Source organism: Gammaproteobacteria bacterium (genome assembly GCA_029881255.1).
Classification (GTDB): Bacteria; Pseudomonadota; Gammaproteobacteria; order S012-40; family S012-40; genus JAOUMY01.
Window position 1 is genome coordinate 96,234 of the sequence record JAOUMY010000011.1, and the last position, 16,907, is coordinate 113,140.

Below are 16,907 nucleotides of genomic sequence, written 5' to 3' on the forward strand. Positions count from 1 at the left end.
GCAATTGAAAAGGACTTTGCCACCATGCGCGCGCTCTGGATCGAAAATCGACATATTTCTTTCAAAGAAAATCTACCACTCCCTGAACCAGCAATTGGCGAAGCGCTAATACGACCTCGTTTAGCAGGTATCTGTGGAACCGACATACAATTATCGAAAGACTATTACGAGTTTTGCGGTATACCGGGGCACGAATTCGTTGGTGAAGTCATCGACGCGCCAGAAAACGAAGAATGGACAGGCCGTAGAGTTGTCGGTGAAATCAATATCTCGTGCGAAAAATGCGCGATGTGTTTGCAGGGTTTGAATCGACACTGTGAGCAAAGACGCGTGCTTGGGATACGCAACCAGGCAGGTGTGTTCGCCGAACGCTTTGTGTTACCCATTCGAAACCTACATGTCGTACCAGATACTATTGATGACGCCGACGCAGTTTATGTGGAACCCCTGGCCGCTATTCTGCGCATACGTGAGCAAGTAAACATAGAAAAACAAACTTCGGTATTAATTATCGGCGCGGGAAAACTGGGACTGTTGGCAGCTTTAGCCTTAAAGCAATATAGCAACAACATTTGTGTAATCGCGTTTTACGAATACCAACGTCAGTTGTTGTCACGCATAGGAGTTGAATATCTGGAACACCTGCGTGAGAACCGTCAACTATGGGATGTGGTCATCGATGTCACGGGCTCACCAAGTGGTTTTAATGATGCATTATCAGCAGTACGCCCCCAGGGCAGCGTCGTCGTCAAAAGCACTTACGCCGACACCATCAAAACTCACCTGTCACGTATAGTCGTCGACGAAATCAGCATCATTGGTTCACGCTGCGGGCCTTTTGCACCTGCGCTTGAATTATTGTCACAAGGGCTCAAACCTTTGCTACTTACCCATAGCGTCTTCGAATTTGAAAATGCGATTGAGGCCTTTCGTTGTGCGCAGAAAAAAGGTGTGACCAAGGTAATAATCGATTTCGCCCGTTTAGAGTGGAATTTTACGCAGCGTTTGTAACGGCGGCTTGGATACAACACCACGACTACCGATCATGCCTGCCAGCCCAACACCGACACCGCCGCCAATCAAACCGATCAGCCAGACCTCGACATTAAAATACATGGGCATATTCAACACGAACCTGGCAATGACCAGGGCCAATACACTGGCAACTATCGCTGCCAATATACCCGCGAGCACGCCGAGCATAATAAATTCGGAAGACATCGCCTGTAAGATTTGTTTACGCTGCCCTCCCAAGGTTCTCAATAATGCATTCTCTAACAGACGCTCATCATGGGTTGCCTGTATACCGGCGTATAACACCATCAGTCCTGCCAACAAGGTAAATACAAACACATATTCCACCGCCATCGACACGCGCGCGATAATCGCACGCACATGGGTCATGATTGATGCCACATCAAACACGGTAATCGACGGAAACACTTGCGCCATTTCGTTGAGTACGCGGTACTGATCGGGTGGCAAATAAAAGTTTGTCATATAGGTTTGCGGAAAACTGTCCACTACACCCGGATTGACGACAACAAAAAAATTGGCTTTGAATGAATCCCAGTTAACTTTTCGAATATTGACGACCTCTGCCGTAAATGTGTCTCCTGCAACGCTAAACGTCAGTATATCGCCCATGCCCACACCCAGTGTTTTTGCAATCCCCTCCTCCATGGAAACCCAGGGCTTGCCCTTATCAGACTCCGTCCACCAGCTACCTTCTAGCAAAATATTGTCGGGCGACATTGCTGTCGAATAGGACAAATTGAATTCTCGCTCCACCAGTCGTTGTGCGCGCTCATTCGTATAGTCTTTTTCCGAAATCTCCTTTTCGTTCAATCTTATTAAACGCCCACGTATCATCGGATAAAACTCTGGTACGGATAATTTTTGCTCACGAAAAAATCGCTGCATGGGCTCAACATTATCGGGCGGGATATTGATAATAAATCGATTCGGCGCGTCCTGCGGCAAAGTGTCCTGCCATTCATTGAGCAAATCACCGCGAATTATTGTGAGCAGGAGTAAAACCATAATGCCAAGACCAAAGGCAACAATCTGTACCACACTGGCCGCTGGACGACGCGCAACATTGGCCATACCGAACAACCATGCGCCACCGCCTCGCTCGCGAGTGGTGCGGATAAAACGCACCAGCAACCAGGCAACAAATGTCAGAAAAAGCAGTGCGGCGAACGTACCGGCGACCATATAGATACCCAATTGAACATCACCTGCCTGCAATACCATTAACACCGCTAATACGATTGCACCAAGCGCATACGTCATAAAGCCTGGAGCACCCAGCGCCCCCAGGTCACGGCGCAGCACACGTAAGGCAGGCACGCTGCTCAATTGCAGCAAAGGCGGCAGCGCGAATCCGAGCAAGGTCACCATGCCGGTGGCAATACCGAGTATTGCCGGCATAAAACCAGGCATGGGGAGATTGACTCCGACCAATGATCCCAGGACGCTAACCAATAATTGATGTGTAACAAAACCAATCACGCAACCCGTGATGCTACCTAATACACCCAGAATAAGCATTTGTAGAAAAAAAATACGTGATACCGTCCCATGCGTGGCACCGACGCAACGCATAATGGCGCAATGATCAAGGTGTCGCTGGGCGAAACGACGTGCTGCAAGCGCAATTGCAACCCCAGCCAGAATAACGCTTGTCAACGCCGCCAGGCCGAGAAATTGTTGCGCACGTTCAAGTGCCGTACGAATTTCTGGTCGCGCGTCCTGGATTCCCTGTACGCGCACACCTCGCTGCAGGTTGTCATCGACAAATTGGCGAAACGTCTGGACGCGTGAGCTTTCACCACTGATGAGCAGGTTGTAACTAACGCGTGACCCTTCCTGCACCAGTTGCGTTGCGAGCAGGTCTTGCTGATTAATCAGAATACGAGGCGCGATTGCCATGATATCGCCACCGCGTCCGGGTTCAGAACTGAGTATGGCGTCGACGCGAAACTCTTTTGCCCCAAGCGAAACACTATCACCAACTTTTATATTGAGGCTGGAAAACATGCGCGGTTCCAACCAAACGCTGCCCGGCGCCGGAACACTATCGATTACTTCGTCGGGCGCGAATAACTCGCGTGCAATTCGTAAATTTCCACGCAATGGATAACTTTCATCAACGGCCTTGAGCGAGCCAAGTTGATTACCCTCGTCACTTACCGCCATACTGGGAAAGCTGACGTTTTCTGAAGTGCGCAATTTCATACGTAAGGCTTCGTCGCGAAACCGGGTATCAATCGGGTGGTCGCTGCTAATGACGACATCAGCGCCGAGTAACTCATTGGCCTGTTGCTGTAAGGCAAGATGGATACGGTCAGTAAAAAAACCCACAGAGGTAATGGCAGCAACCGCGACAAGTATCGCTGCAAGCAGTACACGCAATTCTCCGGATCGCCAATCACGGCGCAAAAAGCGCAAAGCCATTCTGAATGTCGGCGCACGTACGCTCATGTTGTCTGCACCAGTTCACCGGCCTCAAGCACCAAGCGACGCTGACAACGACTGGCGAGTGCCTGGTCATGCGTCACCAACACCAAAGTCGTTCCAGACTCGCGGTTGAGTTCAAACAACAAATCCACGATTGTTTGCCCTGTACGCGCGTCGAGGTTTCCAGTGGGTTCATCGGCTAACAACAATTTCGGATCTGGCGCGAAGGCACGCGCAATTGCTACCCGTTGTTGTTCACCACCCGACAGTTGACGAGGATAATGATGCACGCGTTTCTCAAGTCCAACGCGGGTGAGCTCTGCCATCGCCTTGTCACGCGCATTCGGCGCATTTAACAATTCCAGCGGCAACATCACATTTTCCAACGCTGTCAAACTGGGTAATAACTGGAATGATTGAAACACGAAACCGATGAGTTGTCCGCGCAACAAGGCACGTCCATCTTCGTCAAGCCGGAAAAAATCTTCGCCGTTTAGCACAACCTTTCCTGAGCTTGGCACATCCAATCCCGCAAGTATTCCGAGCAAAGTCGATTTACCCGCACCAGACGTACCGATAATTGCGACAGACTCGCCGGTTTGAATCGTGAATTGAATATCCTTTAAGATGTCCAAACTGCCGTCAGGACTGGCAACGCTTTTGCCCAGTCTTTCGACATTGATAAGAGGTGTTTGTGTATTCATGATTTTTCGTGTCGTTTTACTACTCTTCTGTTTAGCGTTTATACCACAAGTCCATGCCAAACCCGTGATCATGGTGTTTGGTGACAGCCTCAGCGCCGGTTATGGACTACCAACTGGCAAAGGCTGGGTCAATCTGTTGCAACAACGTATCGATCAACGCCAATTAGGTTATGAGGTCATCAACGCCAGTATTAGTGGTGATACTACTAGTGGGGGCCTAAACCGCCTCAATCAAGCCCTGCAAAAACATCGGCCAGTGCTGGTAATTATTGAACTGGGCGCGAATGATGGTTTGCGTGGTCTCTCATTAAAAGAAATGCGTCAAAATCTTGAACAGATGGTGGATAAAGTCAAGGCTACGACGGCTCATGTGCTCCTGGTCGGTATGGAAATGCCACCTAACTACGGAATTGCCTTTACCCGACGCTTTAAGCAAACCTATGACAACATCAGCGAAGAAAAGTCTGTTCCGCTTGTGCCCTTTCTAATGGAAGGCTTTGCTTCCGATATGAAATATTTTCAGCGAGATCGTGTTCATCCGAATGTTGATGCGCAAATACTTATTCTCGACAATGTGTGGCCGAGTCTGGAAAAAATGCTTTAAGACTATGCTGGACCGGATGCCAGGCGATGCGCAGCCCGAGTAGTTTCCGGTAATTTGTAGCGGGTCACACACGCCATGACATAGTGTATGGCGCTATTCAAACTTATTTTATGACCAGCAGAAACATAAATCGGCGCCACACCCTGGCGGGTTCGCAACACAGCTCCAATGACTTCACCCTTGTCCTCAAGCGACACCCACGAACCTTTTTCATTTGGCACTTCTGCATGAGTACCACACAGGCGTGTCTTGCCAACGCCTATCGTCGGAATATCGGTGATCAAACCCAGATGACAGGCGATTCCCAATCGACGCGGATGCGCATAGCCCTGTCCATCGCAAAGTATCATGTCAGGCAAACGCTCAAGATTTGCCAGCGCATGCAAAACAGCCGGAACTTCTCGAAAAGATAACAGTCCAGGGATATACGGAAACAACACCGGCTTGTGTATCACGGAAGATGACAGCCATTCCAGGGAGGGGAATTTCAACGTCGCGACCGCTGCGCGTATTGTGTTTCCATCTCCCGGAAATCCTGCATCAACTCCCGCGACGACTTCAGGTGGCTCGAAACTATCTTCAAGCAATAATTGCTCGCGCAACGATTGCTGAATAGCGACGGCTTCTTTTGCAGTCACATCCCAGGCATGCGTTTGTAACCACTTACTATAAATTTTATTACGCACGTTTCTTGATAAAGCCGATAAATAGGTCTATTAAATTAAGAATACGGGTGATCGGCTTCAACATCCATCTCTTGGAGGAACATACTTATGGATAATCGTTGGACCAGCCGTATTAAATTATGCATGAATGTTGTTATACATTATTCTCCTTTAGGCCTTATTCGAGGTAAAACTCGCGATATCAGCCTACAGGGAATGTTTGTGGAATTACCCAATATTTATCTCGGTAGCGACGAAGACATCGAAATCACGTTTTCGCCACCATTTGGCAAAACACCGCGCCCAGCCTGCGTAAAGGCACGAGTCGTCCACAGCACCGATAACGGTATTGGCCTAAAGCTTCAGAATTACCAGTTAAGTTACTTCTAAACTCTCTCCTTTGTCTAACCCAGGCGCCGGTTGTTTCTAATAACCGGCGCCTTCTGGGTGTTGTGTCTTTGCAACAGTTTTCATTTCCTTCAGATTGTCGTCTAATAGCACAATAGACCGGCAACAATTATGCATTGTCGTATTCCCATAACCAACGAAGGTGATGACAAGGTGAAGAACGCTTTTTCCAGATTGATAGTCATTTTTGGCTTTATACTCTGCTCACCGCTGATGGCGGCTACGTCGTATGTATCAGACGATTTCGAGATTACCTTACGCTCTGAAAAAGGTAGCGGTAAAAAAATCCTGAAAATGTTAGCGACCGGCACGCCGTTGGAAGTACTGGAAAGAGACGACGAGGAAGGATATGCGCTGGTACGCACCAGTTCGGGAACAGAAGGCTGGGTGCTGACACGATACCTGAGCGCGCAACCTGTCGCGAAAACTCGCCTTGAAGCAGCCACTGATCGCATGCAGAAAATGCGCACAGAGATTAAGGAGCTGAAAGACCAGGTTGACGAGCTCAAGTCATCTAACGCAAACCTTGAAAAATCCAGCACCAAACTTTCCAAGAACGAAGAAAAACTGCAAAAAGAAATTGAGACGATTAAAAAGGTTTCTTCCGACCAACTCGCCTTGTATGAGGAAAATCAGCAGTTGAAAAGTGAACTGCTTACGCTGCGACGCGATATTCAAAATGTGCAACAGGAAAAAATTCGACTGGAAGACGATTCGGCAAAAGACTGGTTCTTAATAGGCGCCGGTGTTTGCATCGCTGGCATTATTGGCGGACTGGTAATGCCAAATGTCACCTCGCGCCGTCGTTCGAGCTGGAGCTCACTATAGGCTTTAGGCGGCACGGCTTGCCTGGTCCCGGGTTTCAGTCTTCATGGTGAATGTAAACGTTGAACCATATCCTGGTTTGCTTTTCAGGCTAACATTCCCGCCCATGAGAGCGACCAGTTGCATCACGATGGCCAGACCCAATCCGGTTCCGTCATACTCACGCGTTGATGTATTGTCTGCCTGCGAGAAGGATTCAAATATCTGTTGTTGCTTATCCGCGGCAATACCTATTCCTGTGTCGGTAATCGCAAATTTGAGAATTTTCTGTCCGCCGACCTGAGTTGTCATCGATACATCCAATTCAACTTTTCCCCTCGGCGTGTAAATGACAGCATTACTTACCAGGTTCATGAGAATCTGCTTGAGACGCTCAATATCTCCATATACATCCGAGGGAATAGCCGATTCTATTGAATAGTTGAGCTGTATACCTTTTTCCTGTGCCTTACTCTCGAATACGAAAAATACTTCGGCAATAAGATCTCTTAGATTAAAAAGCTCATTGTCCAGTGTCACCTTCCCCGCATCCAGATCCGCATACGCTAAAATCTGATCCATGGTTGAGACCAGTCTGTCAGTACTGTCAGCAATAGTGCTTAAATTTTCTTTATCATTCTCCGTCATGTGTGGGTTTAGTTGCATCACATATGCAATCCCGGAGATACCATTTAACGGTGTACGTAATTCATGGCTGATGTTTGACAGAAACTGGCTTTTTGCAATCGTAGCTGCTTCCGCCCTTTCCTTTGCCATACGCAAACTTTCCTCAACTTTTACGCGCTCACGGATCTCTCCTTCCAACATCCTGGCATATTTATCAGATATGCTTTTTGTGGTGAATATTGGCAAAAATATGGACAGCAAAATCATAAAAGAAAACGCAGCGGAGAAACCTAGCACTGCCATGTCGGGAAGTGGTCGGAGAAAGGGGAAATCAAGAAAATGTATGCCGTTCACTAGCAACAAGGCCGAATAGACCTTGGTCATATATTTTTCCTTTACCGAAATGAAACACTTTAGTGCTGCATATAACATCGGAAAGGCAACGGCGATCGCAGTAGGTGCACTGACCAGGGTAAAGCTAGCACCTGTGGCATCCAGAGCAATGGATGCGGATACACCTATTGCGAACAACATCAGGAAGCGAGTATAAGGAAGTCGTATCTCTGCTGTCTTTTCCATTATCAGTGCTAACAACATGGAACAGACAAAATAGGTAGAAAATGCCAGGGTAATTTCCAGGGCGCTTTTGTCCAGCATCCCCTGCAGACCGAAATTGACAAAGGTTCCTACCCACAATCCCATCGACAGAAGATAAAGCCTGTTCTTATAAAAAAACCACAGATTCGTCATCAGTATAAAATTGACGACTATAATTCCCGCATAAAAAAGTAAAAGTGGTTTTAGTATTTCCATTCTGCCGTCCATTACATGTAAAAGCTCCTTTCATTTTTCGGCGATAATCGACAATTCTTGATTCTGTTTTTATCTAACAATTTATCGAGCAATTCCGGCCTCGACAGCTCGGGGTCAGAAAGAATATATTTTGAATGAAAATTCCTACAATTCGATGAGGATTTTGAGCGAAATGAAAATACACCTGCTGCAGGTAGTGAATACTATGATGATTGTAAAAAATTATTTAACTATAGGCTAAGCACAGATATGACGAACAAATTGAAATACAGTGCTGAGCGGCCTTTATACTAGCTGTCGCCCAGCGAAGGCGTGAGACAAAGTGCCACTATCAAGATGTTCAAGCTCACCACCAACAGGCACACCGTAAGCAATACGACTCACCCGTATATTAAAGTTGTGCGCCATTTGTGAGATGTAATGTGCGGTCGTCTCGCCTTCCACAGTAGAAGATAGTGCGAGTATGATTTCGTCCACGCCACCTTCTCGCAGACGATTCTCCAACTGCCCGAGTTCGAGTTCGTCGGGACCAATGCCGTCTAAAGGTGACAAGCGCCCCATCAACACGAAATACATACCGCGAAATCCGGTCGACTGTTCAATTGCCACCAGGTCTGCCGGACTTTCCACCAGACACAGACTATTCGGATCACGTCGCTCGCTACTGCAGATATCGCAAATCTCAGTTTCGCTAAAATTTCGACACCGTTGACAGTGACGAATTTTTTCCAGCGCATCGTTAATCGCTATATACAAGGTTCGCGCGCCTTGACGATTGCGCTCCAGTAAATGCATCGCCATGCGTTGGGCAGTTTTTTGCCCAACGCCTGGCAAGCAGCGCAATGAATCAATCAGATGTTTTAGCGAAGGCGTAGACATGGATTCTATAAGCGTTAGAAAGGAAGCTTGAAACCTTCTGGCAGATTCATACCGCCAGTTAATCCGGCCATCTTGTCGCGCGTGGTTTGTTCCAGTACGCGATTGGCGTCATTCATTGCCGCTGCAATCAGGTCTTCCAGCATTTCCTTGTCTTCTTCCATCAAAGAAGGATCGATAGTCACGCGACGAACATCGTGACGCCCGGTGACAACAACTTCCACCATGCCGCCACCGGCCTTGCCAGTGACTTCCAAGTTGGCTATTTCTTCCTGCGCCTTCTGCAGATTGGCCTGCATTTGTTGCGCTTGCTTCATCAGATTGCCTAAACCACCTTTCATTGCTTTCTCCTCATGTATTACTAGTCTGTCAGTTGTACTGAATCAGGGTCCAGTACCGCATCGAATGTTTTAACCATAGATTGAACCGCCGGATCGTCACCAAAACGTTTTACCGCGTCTTGTTTACGCTCGGAAACTTCACGTTCATGTTGTTGCGCAGGGGTTTCCTGTTCCGCTTTACCTTCCTCAACGCGGACTTGAAACCGCCGACCATAAAATTCGCTCAAGGCCTCTTCCAGTCGTTGAAGCGCAGCGACACTCGCCAATTGCACATAGGCCGGCGCTATCGTTAGATATAAAGTACTGCCTTCCCGTTTCAAGACCACGCTATTGGCCGCCACCTGGCGCGCCATGCCATTCAGCGGTAAACGCGCCACGACTTCAGCCCAGGATTGCGGCTTTTCTGTTGTGTCAGCAGCCACGACAGGAGATTCCCGAGTAGTCGCCGTATCGTTTGCATATACCGAATCACCAATTGGTGGCGCATCATCAACGATATTTGTCGGCGCAGCGTCTTCCTGTTGCACGGTGTCCTGACCGCCGAGCGCTGCTTTCAAATGCTGACGCGCACTGTGTGTCTTCTCATTTTCGATTGATGGACGCTTGGGAGGAATATTTTCCAGCGCAGCGTTTTCAACAGGCGTCTGTTTCAAGGCGGCTTTTAAACTGGCGCGCGTGTTGGCAGAGTTGGCAACTGGCGTGACACTTTTCGCCACCACCGCAGGTTTTTCTTCCACAACACCTGTCGGTCTAAACGCCAACATGCGCAGCATAATCATCTCGAATCCGGCGCGACTGTCATCGATTTGCGGCAAGTCTTTCATCCCCTGCACGGCAATCTGGTAATACAACTGGGTATCTTCAGGTGAAATAGCGCTGGCCAGCGCCGCAATCACCTCGCCATGTTCTTCGTGTTGTACGCCGGCGATCTGGGTCAAAGCGATTTGATGCATCAAGGACATCAGCTCGGACAATATCACGGAAAAATCCACGCCAAACTGGGCCAGGCGGTGTACTTCTTCCAATAAACCCGCGCCATCTTGCGCGGCCAATGCCTGCATCAGACCAAAAACTTCTTCGCGATTGAGCGTGCCCAACATCGCGCGCACTTCTTCATCACGCACTTCACCTCGACCGTGAGCGATCGCCTGATCAAGAAGACTCAGGGCATCACGCATACTTCCAGCGGCAGACCGTGCGATCTGCAACAAGGCGCTGGATTCACAAGGGGTGTTTTCCTGTTCCAGTACATATTGGAGATGGGACTGGATGCGATCGACCGGTATAAATTTGAGATTAAATTTCAAACAACGGGACAATATCGTCACCGGCAATTTTTGCGGATCCGTCGTCGCCAGTAAAAATTTCACATGCGGTGGCGGCTCTTCCAGGGTTTTCAGCAGCGCATTAAAGCTGTGATTGGAGAGCATGTGTACCTCGTCGATGAGGTAGACCTTATAACGTCCACGGGTCGGCGCGTACTGCACATTCTCCAGTAGCTCGCGGGTATCCTCGACCTTGGTGCGCGAGGCCGCATCCACTTCGAGCAAATCGACAAAACGGCCCTCGTCTATCTCGAGGCAGGCACTGCACTGACCACAAGGTGTGGAACTGACCCCGTGTTCACAATTCAGGGACTTCGCAAGGATACGCCCAAGCGTGGTCTTACCCACGCCGCGCGTGCCGGTAAACAGATAGGCATGATGTAACCTGTTGTTATCCAGAGCATTTATCAAAGCACGCAGGACATGCTCCTGACCAACAACTTCGCCAAAATGCCGGGGACGCCACTTGCGCGCGAGAACCTGATACGCCATTACGATCTGTCTTCTGATGACTATTCGGGACCGGCGATTTTAGCAGAATTCTGTGGAGAATACCGACTTGAACTGCTGAGAAAAAGAAATTGGAGGCAACCCATACCAGCCACACCTCGGCGCCCGAGTCCATCGTTACGGCTGCTCCCTTCCGGGCCTGACCGGGTTCACGATCTATCGTCGCGAGGGGACCGATATGGGTCACCACGGAAACTAACACAAATTTGAAGGTCGCGCATTATCCGTTATGTAATACGGTGATGCAAGGAAGTCCGAGGTTAGTGAGCCATCGCATGCAACTCCACGCAAGCCTCGGGTCGGATGACTGTCCAGGTCTCGCTCAGGTGATCGACCCGTTGCTGGAGAATTTCACTATCGGAGGCGGTAATCAGACAAAGACGCGCCGTATGCGTTTGCCCCATACGAAACACAAAGGGCTGGTCCCGGCGTTCCAAACGTCTTTTCGGGCCAGGAGGGATTTTGGCGCCGTGAAATAATACATCGGGTTTCTTTCCGTCTAACATTCCCGCAAGCGAGACATTGACAGGACGGATACTGGAAAGATCAAACACGATGTCCTTATCGGGATCAATCTCATCATTGGTCGAAAGATTGGCAGCGCCGGCTTCATTGTAATGAGCCGCAAGCGTCAAAGGCGATACCTGCATGTGCTGTTCGATTTCCTGTTGCACATCTGACGGCGAACGAACCTGCAGGAAAAACGGGATAGTAATCAAGATAAATATGGCAATCGCTACAAATGACACCAAGGTGCTGCGTCTGTTTATGCGTTGCTCACGCTGGAAAGCGCGCGCTTTTTCCTGATCATCTTTATACGGACCCGGCACAGATCTCCCCCCTCATTCGACAGGCGCCTAGTATAAATGCATTTCCTTACTCAAGCTCTGAAATTTAAACCGCGAATAATGTAAAAGATTGCAACGTTTCTTAACAGTTCACCAGGCTATTGATTTCTTGCCAAAAAATCATCTGCCCAAAATTTGAAGCTTTAGCGCAGCGGTCGATAAAGAGACCAAGCTCAAGTAATCGTGTGCAACTGACGAAAAAGCTTGCCAAGACGATGCTTATTTCTCGCAATAACAAACATTGTCTGGCCGAAAGTGGAAACGTTACTGGTTCAATGTCCTCCGGATACTCCGGGATGCGCATTCCTGAGGCCCAAGATTCAAGGTTAGCGAATATGATGTATGCAGGAAACACCGCCTTAAGTGGCGACTATGACAACTATATGGAACGCAGAAAATCCATGCGCCGTCCATCGGAAGGAACAAACGTATTGCTCGACATTTATGAGTTGGGCTATCTGCGTGGAGAGATTTCTGACGTCTCATACGAAGGCATGTTCATCAATACACTGCCGACGATTTTATATCCCAATACCAGCGTGGAATTACTGTTCAATATCGACGGTGATGTACGACGCGCAGAAGCCTATGTCATCAGGCGCAACTCAAAAGGCGTTGGCTTGTGGATAGACCGCCAGCAAAAATGCAATGAGTGGCTGATCGACAACATCCTCCCCAACTCCTGATACCTGGTTTGAAATAACAGCCCGTACCCCAAAAGGATACGGGCTGTTTATATTTGTACTGTTAAAACTCCAGCCCGCATTTGCTATACTTCCGCAGCCCAGAGCCGGGCTTTAATCATCAAACCCGTCTTACCCGGTAACAAAATCATTCACAGCAAAAAGGCTATCATGCAAACACCTAATACTCCTACGGTCAGCATCAGTCAATCAGTCGCCATCCTGGTCGACGGCAATAACATTGAGCGGTCTATCCATGACGCCAGTGATGATCCCTACACCATGCTTAATTTCGATACGCTGATACCCAAATTACTCGACAACCGGGGCCTGAATCGTCTCGTCTATTTTCGCGAAGGCCGTTATATCTCAGAGAAGCTACAGGAACGACTGCATCAGCACTATCACGGTTCGGTCCAGCCCTGTCACAAAAGCGCGGATATTCCGCTCAGCATCAAGGCCATGCAACTGGCCAGCAAAGTCGATACGATTATCATCATGTCGGGCGACTCGGATTACATTGAGTTGGTAAGACACCTAAAAGTAGAAGGCGTACGTGTGGAAATCGCTGCAGTTCCCCATGCAACGTCTAATCTTTTGCGCGAGGAAGCAGACTATTTTCATGAAATAGGCAAAGACGATTGGTTTAGCCTGCCGAAAAAATCTCGACCATACCCAAAGAAAACTCAGACGACCACTGGCAGTAGTAGCAGCAGTAATTCCAATCCTACGACGTTTCAGGTGGAGTAAACAGACTCAGTTTCGCCTTTCTGTTTAATTGTTTAATCTCATGTTCGCGTTTCGCTGCGGCGGAACGCGAATGTACTTCTTCTGAATAAACCAAGGTTACCGGCCTGCGCGCCCGCGTGTATTTTGCCGCCTGTGGCGAAGAATTATGTTCTTCCACCCGGCGCTCAACATCGGTTGCTATACCCGTGTATAAAGTCTCATCGGCGCAACGAAGTATGTAAACAAACCAACTCATCGTCAGTCAGGATTCCAGGTTCAACAACGGGCACCATACTACAGAATTTCTGCTAGCTTCAACTGAGTGGGATAAGGTTCGAGATACCATTGCCCGGCAATATATTCATCTGGATATTGTTGTAAACACTGTTTTATCGATTCGATTGGCACATTCAACGGGAGCTTCCCCGCGTGATATTTTTCAATTGCCTGGAGTACGCGGCGCTTTTCGACGTCATTCACGCGTGTTTTGAAAAAGCCATAGATATGCGTCAGAACGTTTACGTGGCTGTCACGGGTAACATGCTGTCTTAATACCTGCATCATCGTCTTAAAGTAATCCTGCGCAACAATGTTGATATCCTGGTCCGACATTTCGGCCACCATTCTTCCCAGTGTTCGATATCCACCTTCATGATGCGCCTGATACAAGAATTTGTGGTGTTGATGAAACATCAATAATGCGCCAGGCGTTATGCCTTGTTGCTGTATGTCTTGCCAACGCTTCATAACAAATATTCGGGTAAGAAAGTTGTCACGCCTATATGGATCATCAAGCCCCGCTTCATCTTCCACTGGCAAATCAGGGTTTTGCTGCATAATCTGCTGCGCAAACATGCCTACGCCATCCTCTTCAAATTCATTTGTTGAGCGAAAGCGTTTCACACCCTGAATTCCACAACTTGGAGAGCCTTTTTTGAAGACAAATCCACTATACGCCGCTGTTTGTAAGGCGACGGTTACACCGTATTCCCGCAATGCCTGGGTGAAATCGGTGTGCGGCGCATCCACTCCCCTGACGCGGACCGTATCAGCCGCCATCACCAGCTGTATCGGTGGCCGAGGCACGCCCAAACCGATAGCGACTTCAGGGCAAATCCCAAGCAATTCGACATGGACCGCCAGGGTTTCGGAGAGCCAGGAGTAAACCTTGTGCTCCCCGTCATAACGGACCGGCTGACCGAGTAGACAGGCACTGACGCCGATTCGAATTTGCCCCATATATCTCATCCCAAGCTACTGAATTTCAGTCAAGTTTAGCCCGTTTTTGCCGATCTCTATTGAGTTAATACACTGATTTGAAACACTGTAAGGGCCTACTAATCATGAACACTCGATTTCATGGGAGTACGAGACGCATACGCCTACTGCTTCTCGTCATTTTTCTTGGACTGGCGCAAGGTGTCGCCGCGGAAAACCTACCCATGCTGGACGAAGACCCGTTGCTCGACGACTTACTCAAGGAGTTGAAACAGGTCACCGCCATCGCCACACGCACCAAACTCAATATCGACTATGTCCCCGGGATGGTCAGCGTACTACATGGGCATGACCTACTGGAAAGCGGACTGTATACCGTACACGACGCATTGCAAACCGTCCCCGGCATCGAAATCACCGTATCGAACGAAGGTCAGTCGCATTATCTCATGCGAGGTATCGGTAAGAGCTTTTCGTCTGGCAAGGTGAAAATGCTGGTTAACGGTCGACCGCAAAACGCCACATTGAGCGCGGCGAGTACGGCGTCAGCCATTCCCGTGCAGATGATTGATCGCATCGAAATCATTCGCGGCCCTGGCTCAGCGATTTATGGTGAATACGCGTTTGCTGGCGTTATCAATATCGTTACTCGTCAAGATCAACAGGCCTATTTTTTCGGCAGTCACTTAAACCGCAAAGGCGCAGGCTTTGCCTGGGCCAATACAAACAGCAACCATCCATTCAAATACGCGTTCAATTTTTCTGTTTCGCAACAGGCTGGCGAAAACGTGCAAGCGGGAAATGACTTTTTGAAAGACATTAGTACTGGCAATACTGCTGTAGACGATCTGTTCCACAACATTTCGAATTCGCCCGGCACCAGCAACGAATTTGAACAGGCATTTACATCTACGCTCAACATGTCGTACAAAAATGTGAAGTGGGATAATATTTTTCTTTCACAGTCGATGGGTGACTACTTCGGTATCGCCAACACATTACCATCAAATGTCACACCAATAAGACAGATTAATACGTTTGCTTCTGACTTAGAAACCACTAAGAACCTGAGCGAACACAGCTCGTTGAAGGGAGGTATCGGTGCACGCGCCTATTTCCTGCGCAGCAAAGAACATCAATTTTTCCCCGCAGGATTTCCAGACACATCAACTTCTAATGGCTCTGGCTACGATAACTATTTTGATAGCGGTGTTCTAGGCGGTCCGAATTACACTGACTATGAAGTCAGAGGCAATATAGAACTCAACTATTCACGGCAGGAAAGTCACGAGATACTACTCGGTGTATACGCCTCGTTTGCTCAACAGGGCAATACCTGGGCAACACGTAACCATGCGCTCTTGCCTGACGGAAACATACAAGAAATTCCACTGACGGAATTTCGCGGTTCCGAAAACTGGCTAACTGAAGGCAACACGCGCACGCTAGTCAGCTTATACGCGCAGGATCAGTGGCGCGTATGGAAGCCATTCACATTTACGTTCGGCGGACGCATTGATTACTATGCAGAGATTGGTAGCAGCATAAACCCTCGCATTGCCGGCGTGTACAATATTCAGGATCGTCACGTGTTCAAGGGGCAGTTTTCCCGGGCTTTTCGACCACCGACGTTCATCGAAATGTTTGCGCAGAACAATCTGGTTACCTCGGGCAATCCCAATATTGAGGCAGAAACGATTGAGTCGACAGAGGTTGGCTATATTTTCAATGGCGCGCTAACGCGAATAAGGGCGACGACGTTTTATAGCGTACTCGATGACCTGATCATCTTAGATAGCAATGGTCAGTATCAGAATCTTGAAAGCACAAAAACAGAAGGCGCTGAGTTTGAGTTTCAACAACGTTTTCCTGGCAATATTACCTTCAATGCCAATGCAACCTACTTGCGGGTTCGAGACACGCTCAGCGATCAACCCATCCCGAATATCGCTACCGTCTTCGGCTATGCCGATTTACATTACAAACCCGTTGCCGATACGGCCTTATCGCTCAATACGCAATATATCGGGCCGCGCAAACGCGAAGCCGGCGATACCCGTGAAGCGTTGTCATCCTATTACCTGCTCAATGCCAGCCTATCCTTGAGCAATCTGTTATCACGGGGACTGGTCTTACGCATAGGCGTGAAAAACATACTCGATCAAGCGGTTTATCATCCGGCGTCACTCGTCTCATTTTTTCAACAAACTCTGCCCGCCTTTGCAAGCGACTACCCTCGACCGGGGCGGGAAATCTGGGCCAACCTGAGTTACGAGTTTGACTAAAC

17 protein-coding genes and 1 other RNA gene are annotated in these 16,907 nt (G+C 48.6%); 7 read left to right on the plus strand and 11 right to left on the minus strand.

All coding sequences use genetic code 11. The features are described 5' to 3' along the window. Nucleotides 1-24: 24 nt before the first annotated feature. On the plus strand, nucleotides 25-1,011 hold the full coding sequence (locus OEZ43_17470; GenBank protein ID MDH5547377.1) for an alcohol dehydrogenase catalytic domain-containing protein: 987 nt from the start codon (nucleotides 25-27) through the stop codon (nucleotides 1,009-1,011). Here OEZ43_17470 and OEZ43_17475 read toward each other — a convergent pair. Beyond that, nucleotides 982-3,489 (minus strand): FtsX-like permease family protein, encoded by a 2,508-nt coding sequence (locus OEZ43_17475; GenBank protein MDH5547378.1) that lies wholly within the window; start codon nucleotides 3,487-3,489, stop codon nucleotides 982-984. The two genes, OEZ43_17470 and OEZ43_17475, sit on opposite strands and share 30 nt — an antisense overlap. After that, nucleotides 3,486-4,169, minus strand: coding sequence for an ABC transporter ATP-binding protein (locus OEZ43_17480; GenBank protein ID MDH5547379.1), 684 nt, complete (start codon nucleotides 4,167-4,169; stop codon nucleotides 3,486-3,488). The genes OEZ43_17475 and OEZ43_17480 overlap by 4 nt, the downstream gene beginning before the upstream one ends. On the opposite strand from OEZ43_17480, the gene OEZ43_17485 reads away from it, so the two are divergent. Continuing rightward, complete coding sequence (locus OEZ43_17485) at nucleotides 4,168-4,773, plus strand: arylesterase (GenBank protein MDH5547380.1); 606 nt, start codon at nucleotides 4,168-4,170, stop codon at nucleotides 4,771-4,773. The two genes, OEZ43_17480 and OEZ43_17485, sit on opposite strands and share 2 nt — an antisense overlap. 2 nt (nucleotides 4,774-4,775) lie before the next feature. On the opposite strand, the gene nfi is transcribed toward OEZ43_17485, so the two are convergent. Beyond that, nucleotides 4,776-5,459 carry a deoxyribonuclease V gene (gene nfi / locus OEZ43_17490; protein ID MDH5547381.1) on the minus strand — a complete coding sequence of 228 codons (684 nt, stop codon included), beginning with the start codon at nucleotides 5,457-5,459 and terminating at the stop codon, nucleotides 4,776-4,778. An 87-nt stretch (nucleotides 5,460-5,546) separates the two neighbouring features. Between nfi and OEZ43_17495 the strand changes: the two genes are divergently transcribed. Both OEZ43_17495 and OEZ43_17500 read left to right on the plus strand, forming a co-directional pair. Further along, nucleotides 5,547-5,828 (plus strand): PilZ domain-containing protein, encoded by a 282-nt coding sequence (locus tag OEZ43_17495; GenBank protein MDH5547382.1) that lies wholly within the window; start codon nucleotides 5,547-5,549, stop codon nucleotides 5,826-5,828. Nucleotides 5,829-5,957: 129 nt separating this feature from the next. Continuing rightward, complete coding sequence (locus OEZ43_17500; GenBank protein ID MDH5547383.1) at nucleotides 5,958-6,674, plus strand: TIGR04211 family SH3 domain-containing protein; 717 nt, start codon at nucleotides 5,958-5,960, stop codon at nucleotides 6,672-6,674. Nucleotides 6,675-6,677: 3 nt separating this feature from the next. Here the strand turns inward: OEZ43_17500 and OEZ43_17505 are convergent, their stop codons facing one another. The 6 genes from OEZ43_17505 to OEZ43_17530 form a co-directional block, all read right to left on the minus strand. Then, complete coding sequence (locus OEZ43_17505) at nucleotides 6,678-8,090, minus strand: ATP-binding protein (protein ID MDH5547384.1); 1,413 nt, start codon at nucleotides 8,088-8,090, stop codon at nucleotides 6,678-6,680. A gap of 285 nt (nucleotides 8,091-8,375) precedes the next feature. Continuing rightward, nucleotides 8,376-8,969: a recombination mediator RecR gene (gene recR / locus OEZ43_17510; protein ID MDH5547385.1), complete on the minus strand. Its 594-nt coding sequence runs from the start codon at nucleotides 8,967-8,969 to the stop codon at nucleotides 8,376-8,378. Between the two features lie 14 nt (nucleotides 8,970-8,983). Beyond that, nucleotides 8,984-9,307, minus strand: a complete 324-nt coding sequence (locus OEZ43_17515; protein MDH5547386.1) for a YbaB/EbfC family nucleoid-associated protein — start codon at nucleotides 9,305-9,307, stop codon at nucleotides 8,984-8,986. Between the two features lie 20 nt (nucleotides 9,308-9,327). After that, a complete protein-coding gene (gene dnaX, locus OEZ43_17520) occupies nucleotides 9,328-11,124 on the minus strand; it encodes a DNA polymerase III subunit gamma/tau (protein MDH5547387.1) in 1,797 nt (598 codons plus the stop codon). 100 nt (nucleotides 11,125-11,224) lie between these two features. Next, an RNA gene (gene ffs / locus OEZ43_17525) (signal recognition particle sRNA small type) lies at nucleotides 11,225-11,321 on the minus strand. Nucleotides 11,322-11,402: 81 nt separating this feature from the next. Next, complete coding sequence (locus OEZ43_17530; protein ID MDH5547388.1) at nucleotides 11,403-11,972, minus strand: hypothetical protein; 570 nt, start codon at nucleotides 11,970-11,972, stop codon at nucleotides 11,403-11,405. Nucleotides 11,973-12,175: 203 nt separating this feature from the next. Here OEZ43_17530 and OEZ43_17535 point away from each other — a divergent pair, with 203 nt between their 5' ends. Continuing rightward, a complete protein-coding gene (locus OEZ43_17535; protein ID MDH5547389.1) occupies nucleotides 12,176-12,676 on the plus strand; it encodes a hypothetical protein in 501 nt (166 codons plus the stop codon). Between the two features lie 168 nt (nucleotides 12,677-12,844). Continuing rightward, entirely contained in the window at nucleotides 12,845-13,423 is a 579-nt protein-coding gene (locus OEZ43_17540) for an NYN domain-containing protein (GenBank protein MDH5547390.1), read from the plus strand. On the opposite strand, the gene OEZ43_17545 is transcribed toward OEZ43_17540, so the two are convergent. Together OEZ43_17545 and OEZ43_17550 are read right to left on the minus strand one after the other, a co-directional pair. Further along, nucleotides 13,401-13,658: a GIY-YIG nuclease family protein gene (locus OEZ43_17545; GenBank protein MDH5547391.1), complete on the minus strand. Its 258-nt coding sequence runs from the start codon at nucleotides 13,656-13,658 to the stop codon at nucleotides 13,401-13,403. The genes OEZ43_17540 and OEZ43_17545 overlap by 23 nt on opposite strands. A gap of 38 nt (nucleotides 13,659-13,696) precedes the next feature. After that, entirely contained in the window at nucleotides 13,697-14,641 is a 945-nt protein-coding gene (locus tag OEZ43_17550) for a DUF523 and DUF1722 domain-containing protein (GenBank protein ID MDH5547392.1), read from the minus strand. Between the two features lie 104 nt (nucleotides 14,642-14,745). On the opposite strand from OEZ43_17550, the gene OEZ43_17555 reads away from it, so the two are divergent. Then, entirely contained in the window at nucleotides 14,746-16,905 is a 2,160-nt protein-coding gene (locus OEZ43_17555; protein ID MDH5547393.1) for a TonB-dependent receptor, read from the plus strand. Nucleotides 16,906-16,907: the final 2 nt, after the last annotated feature.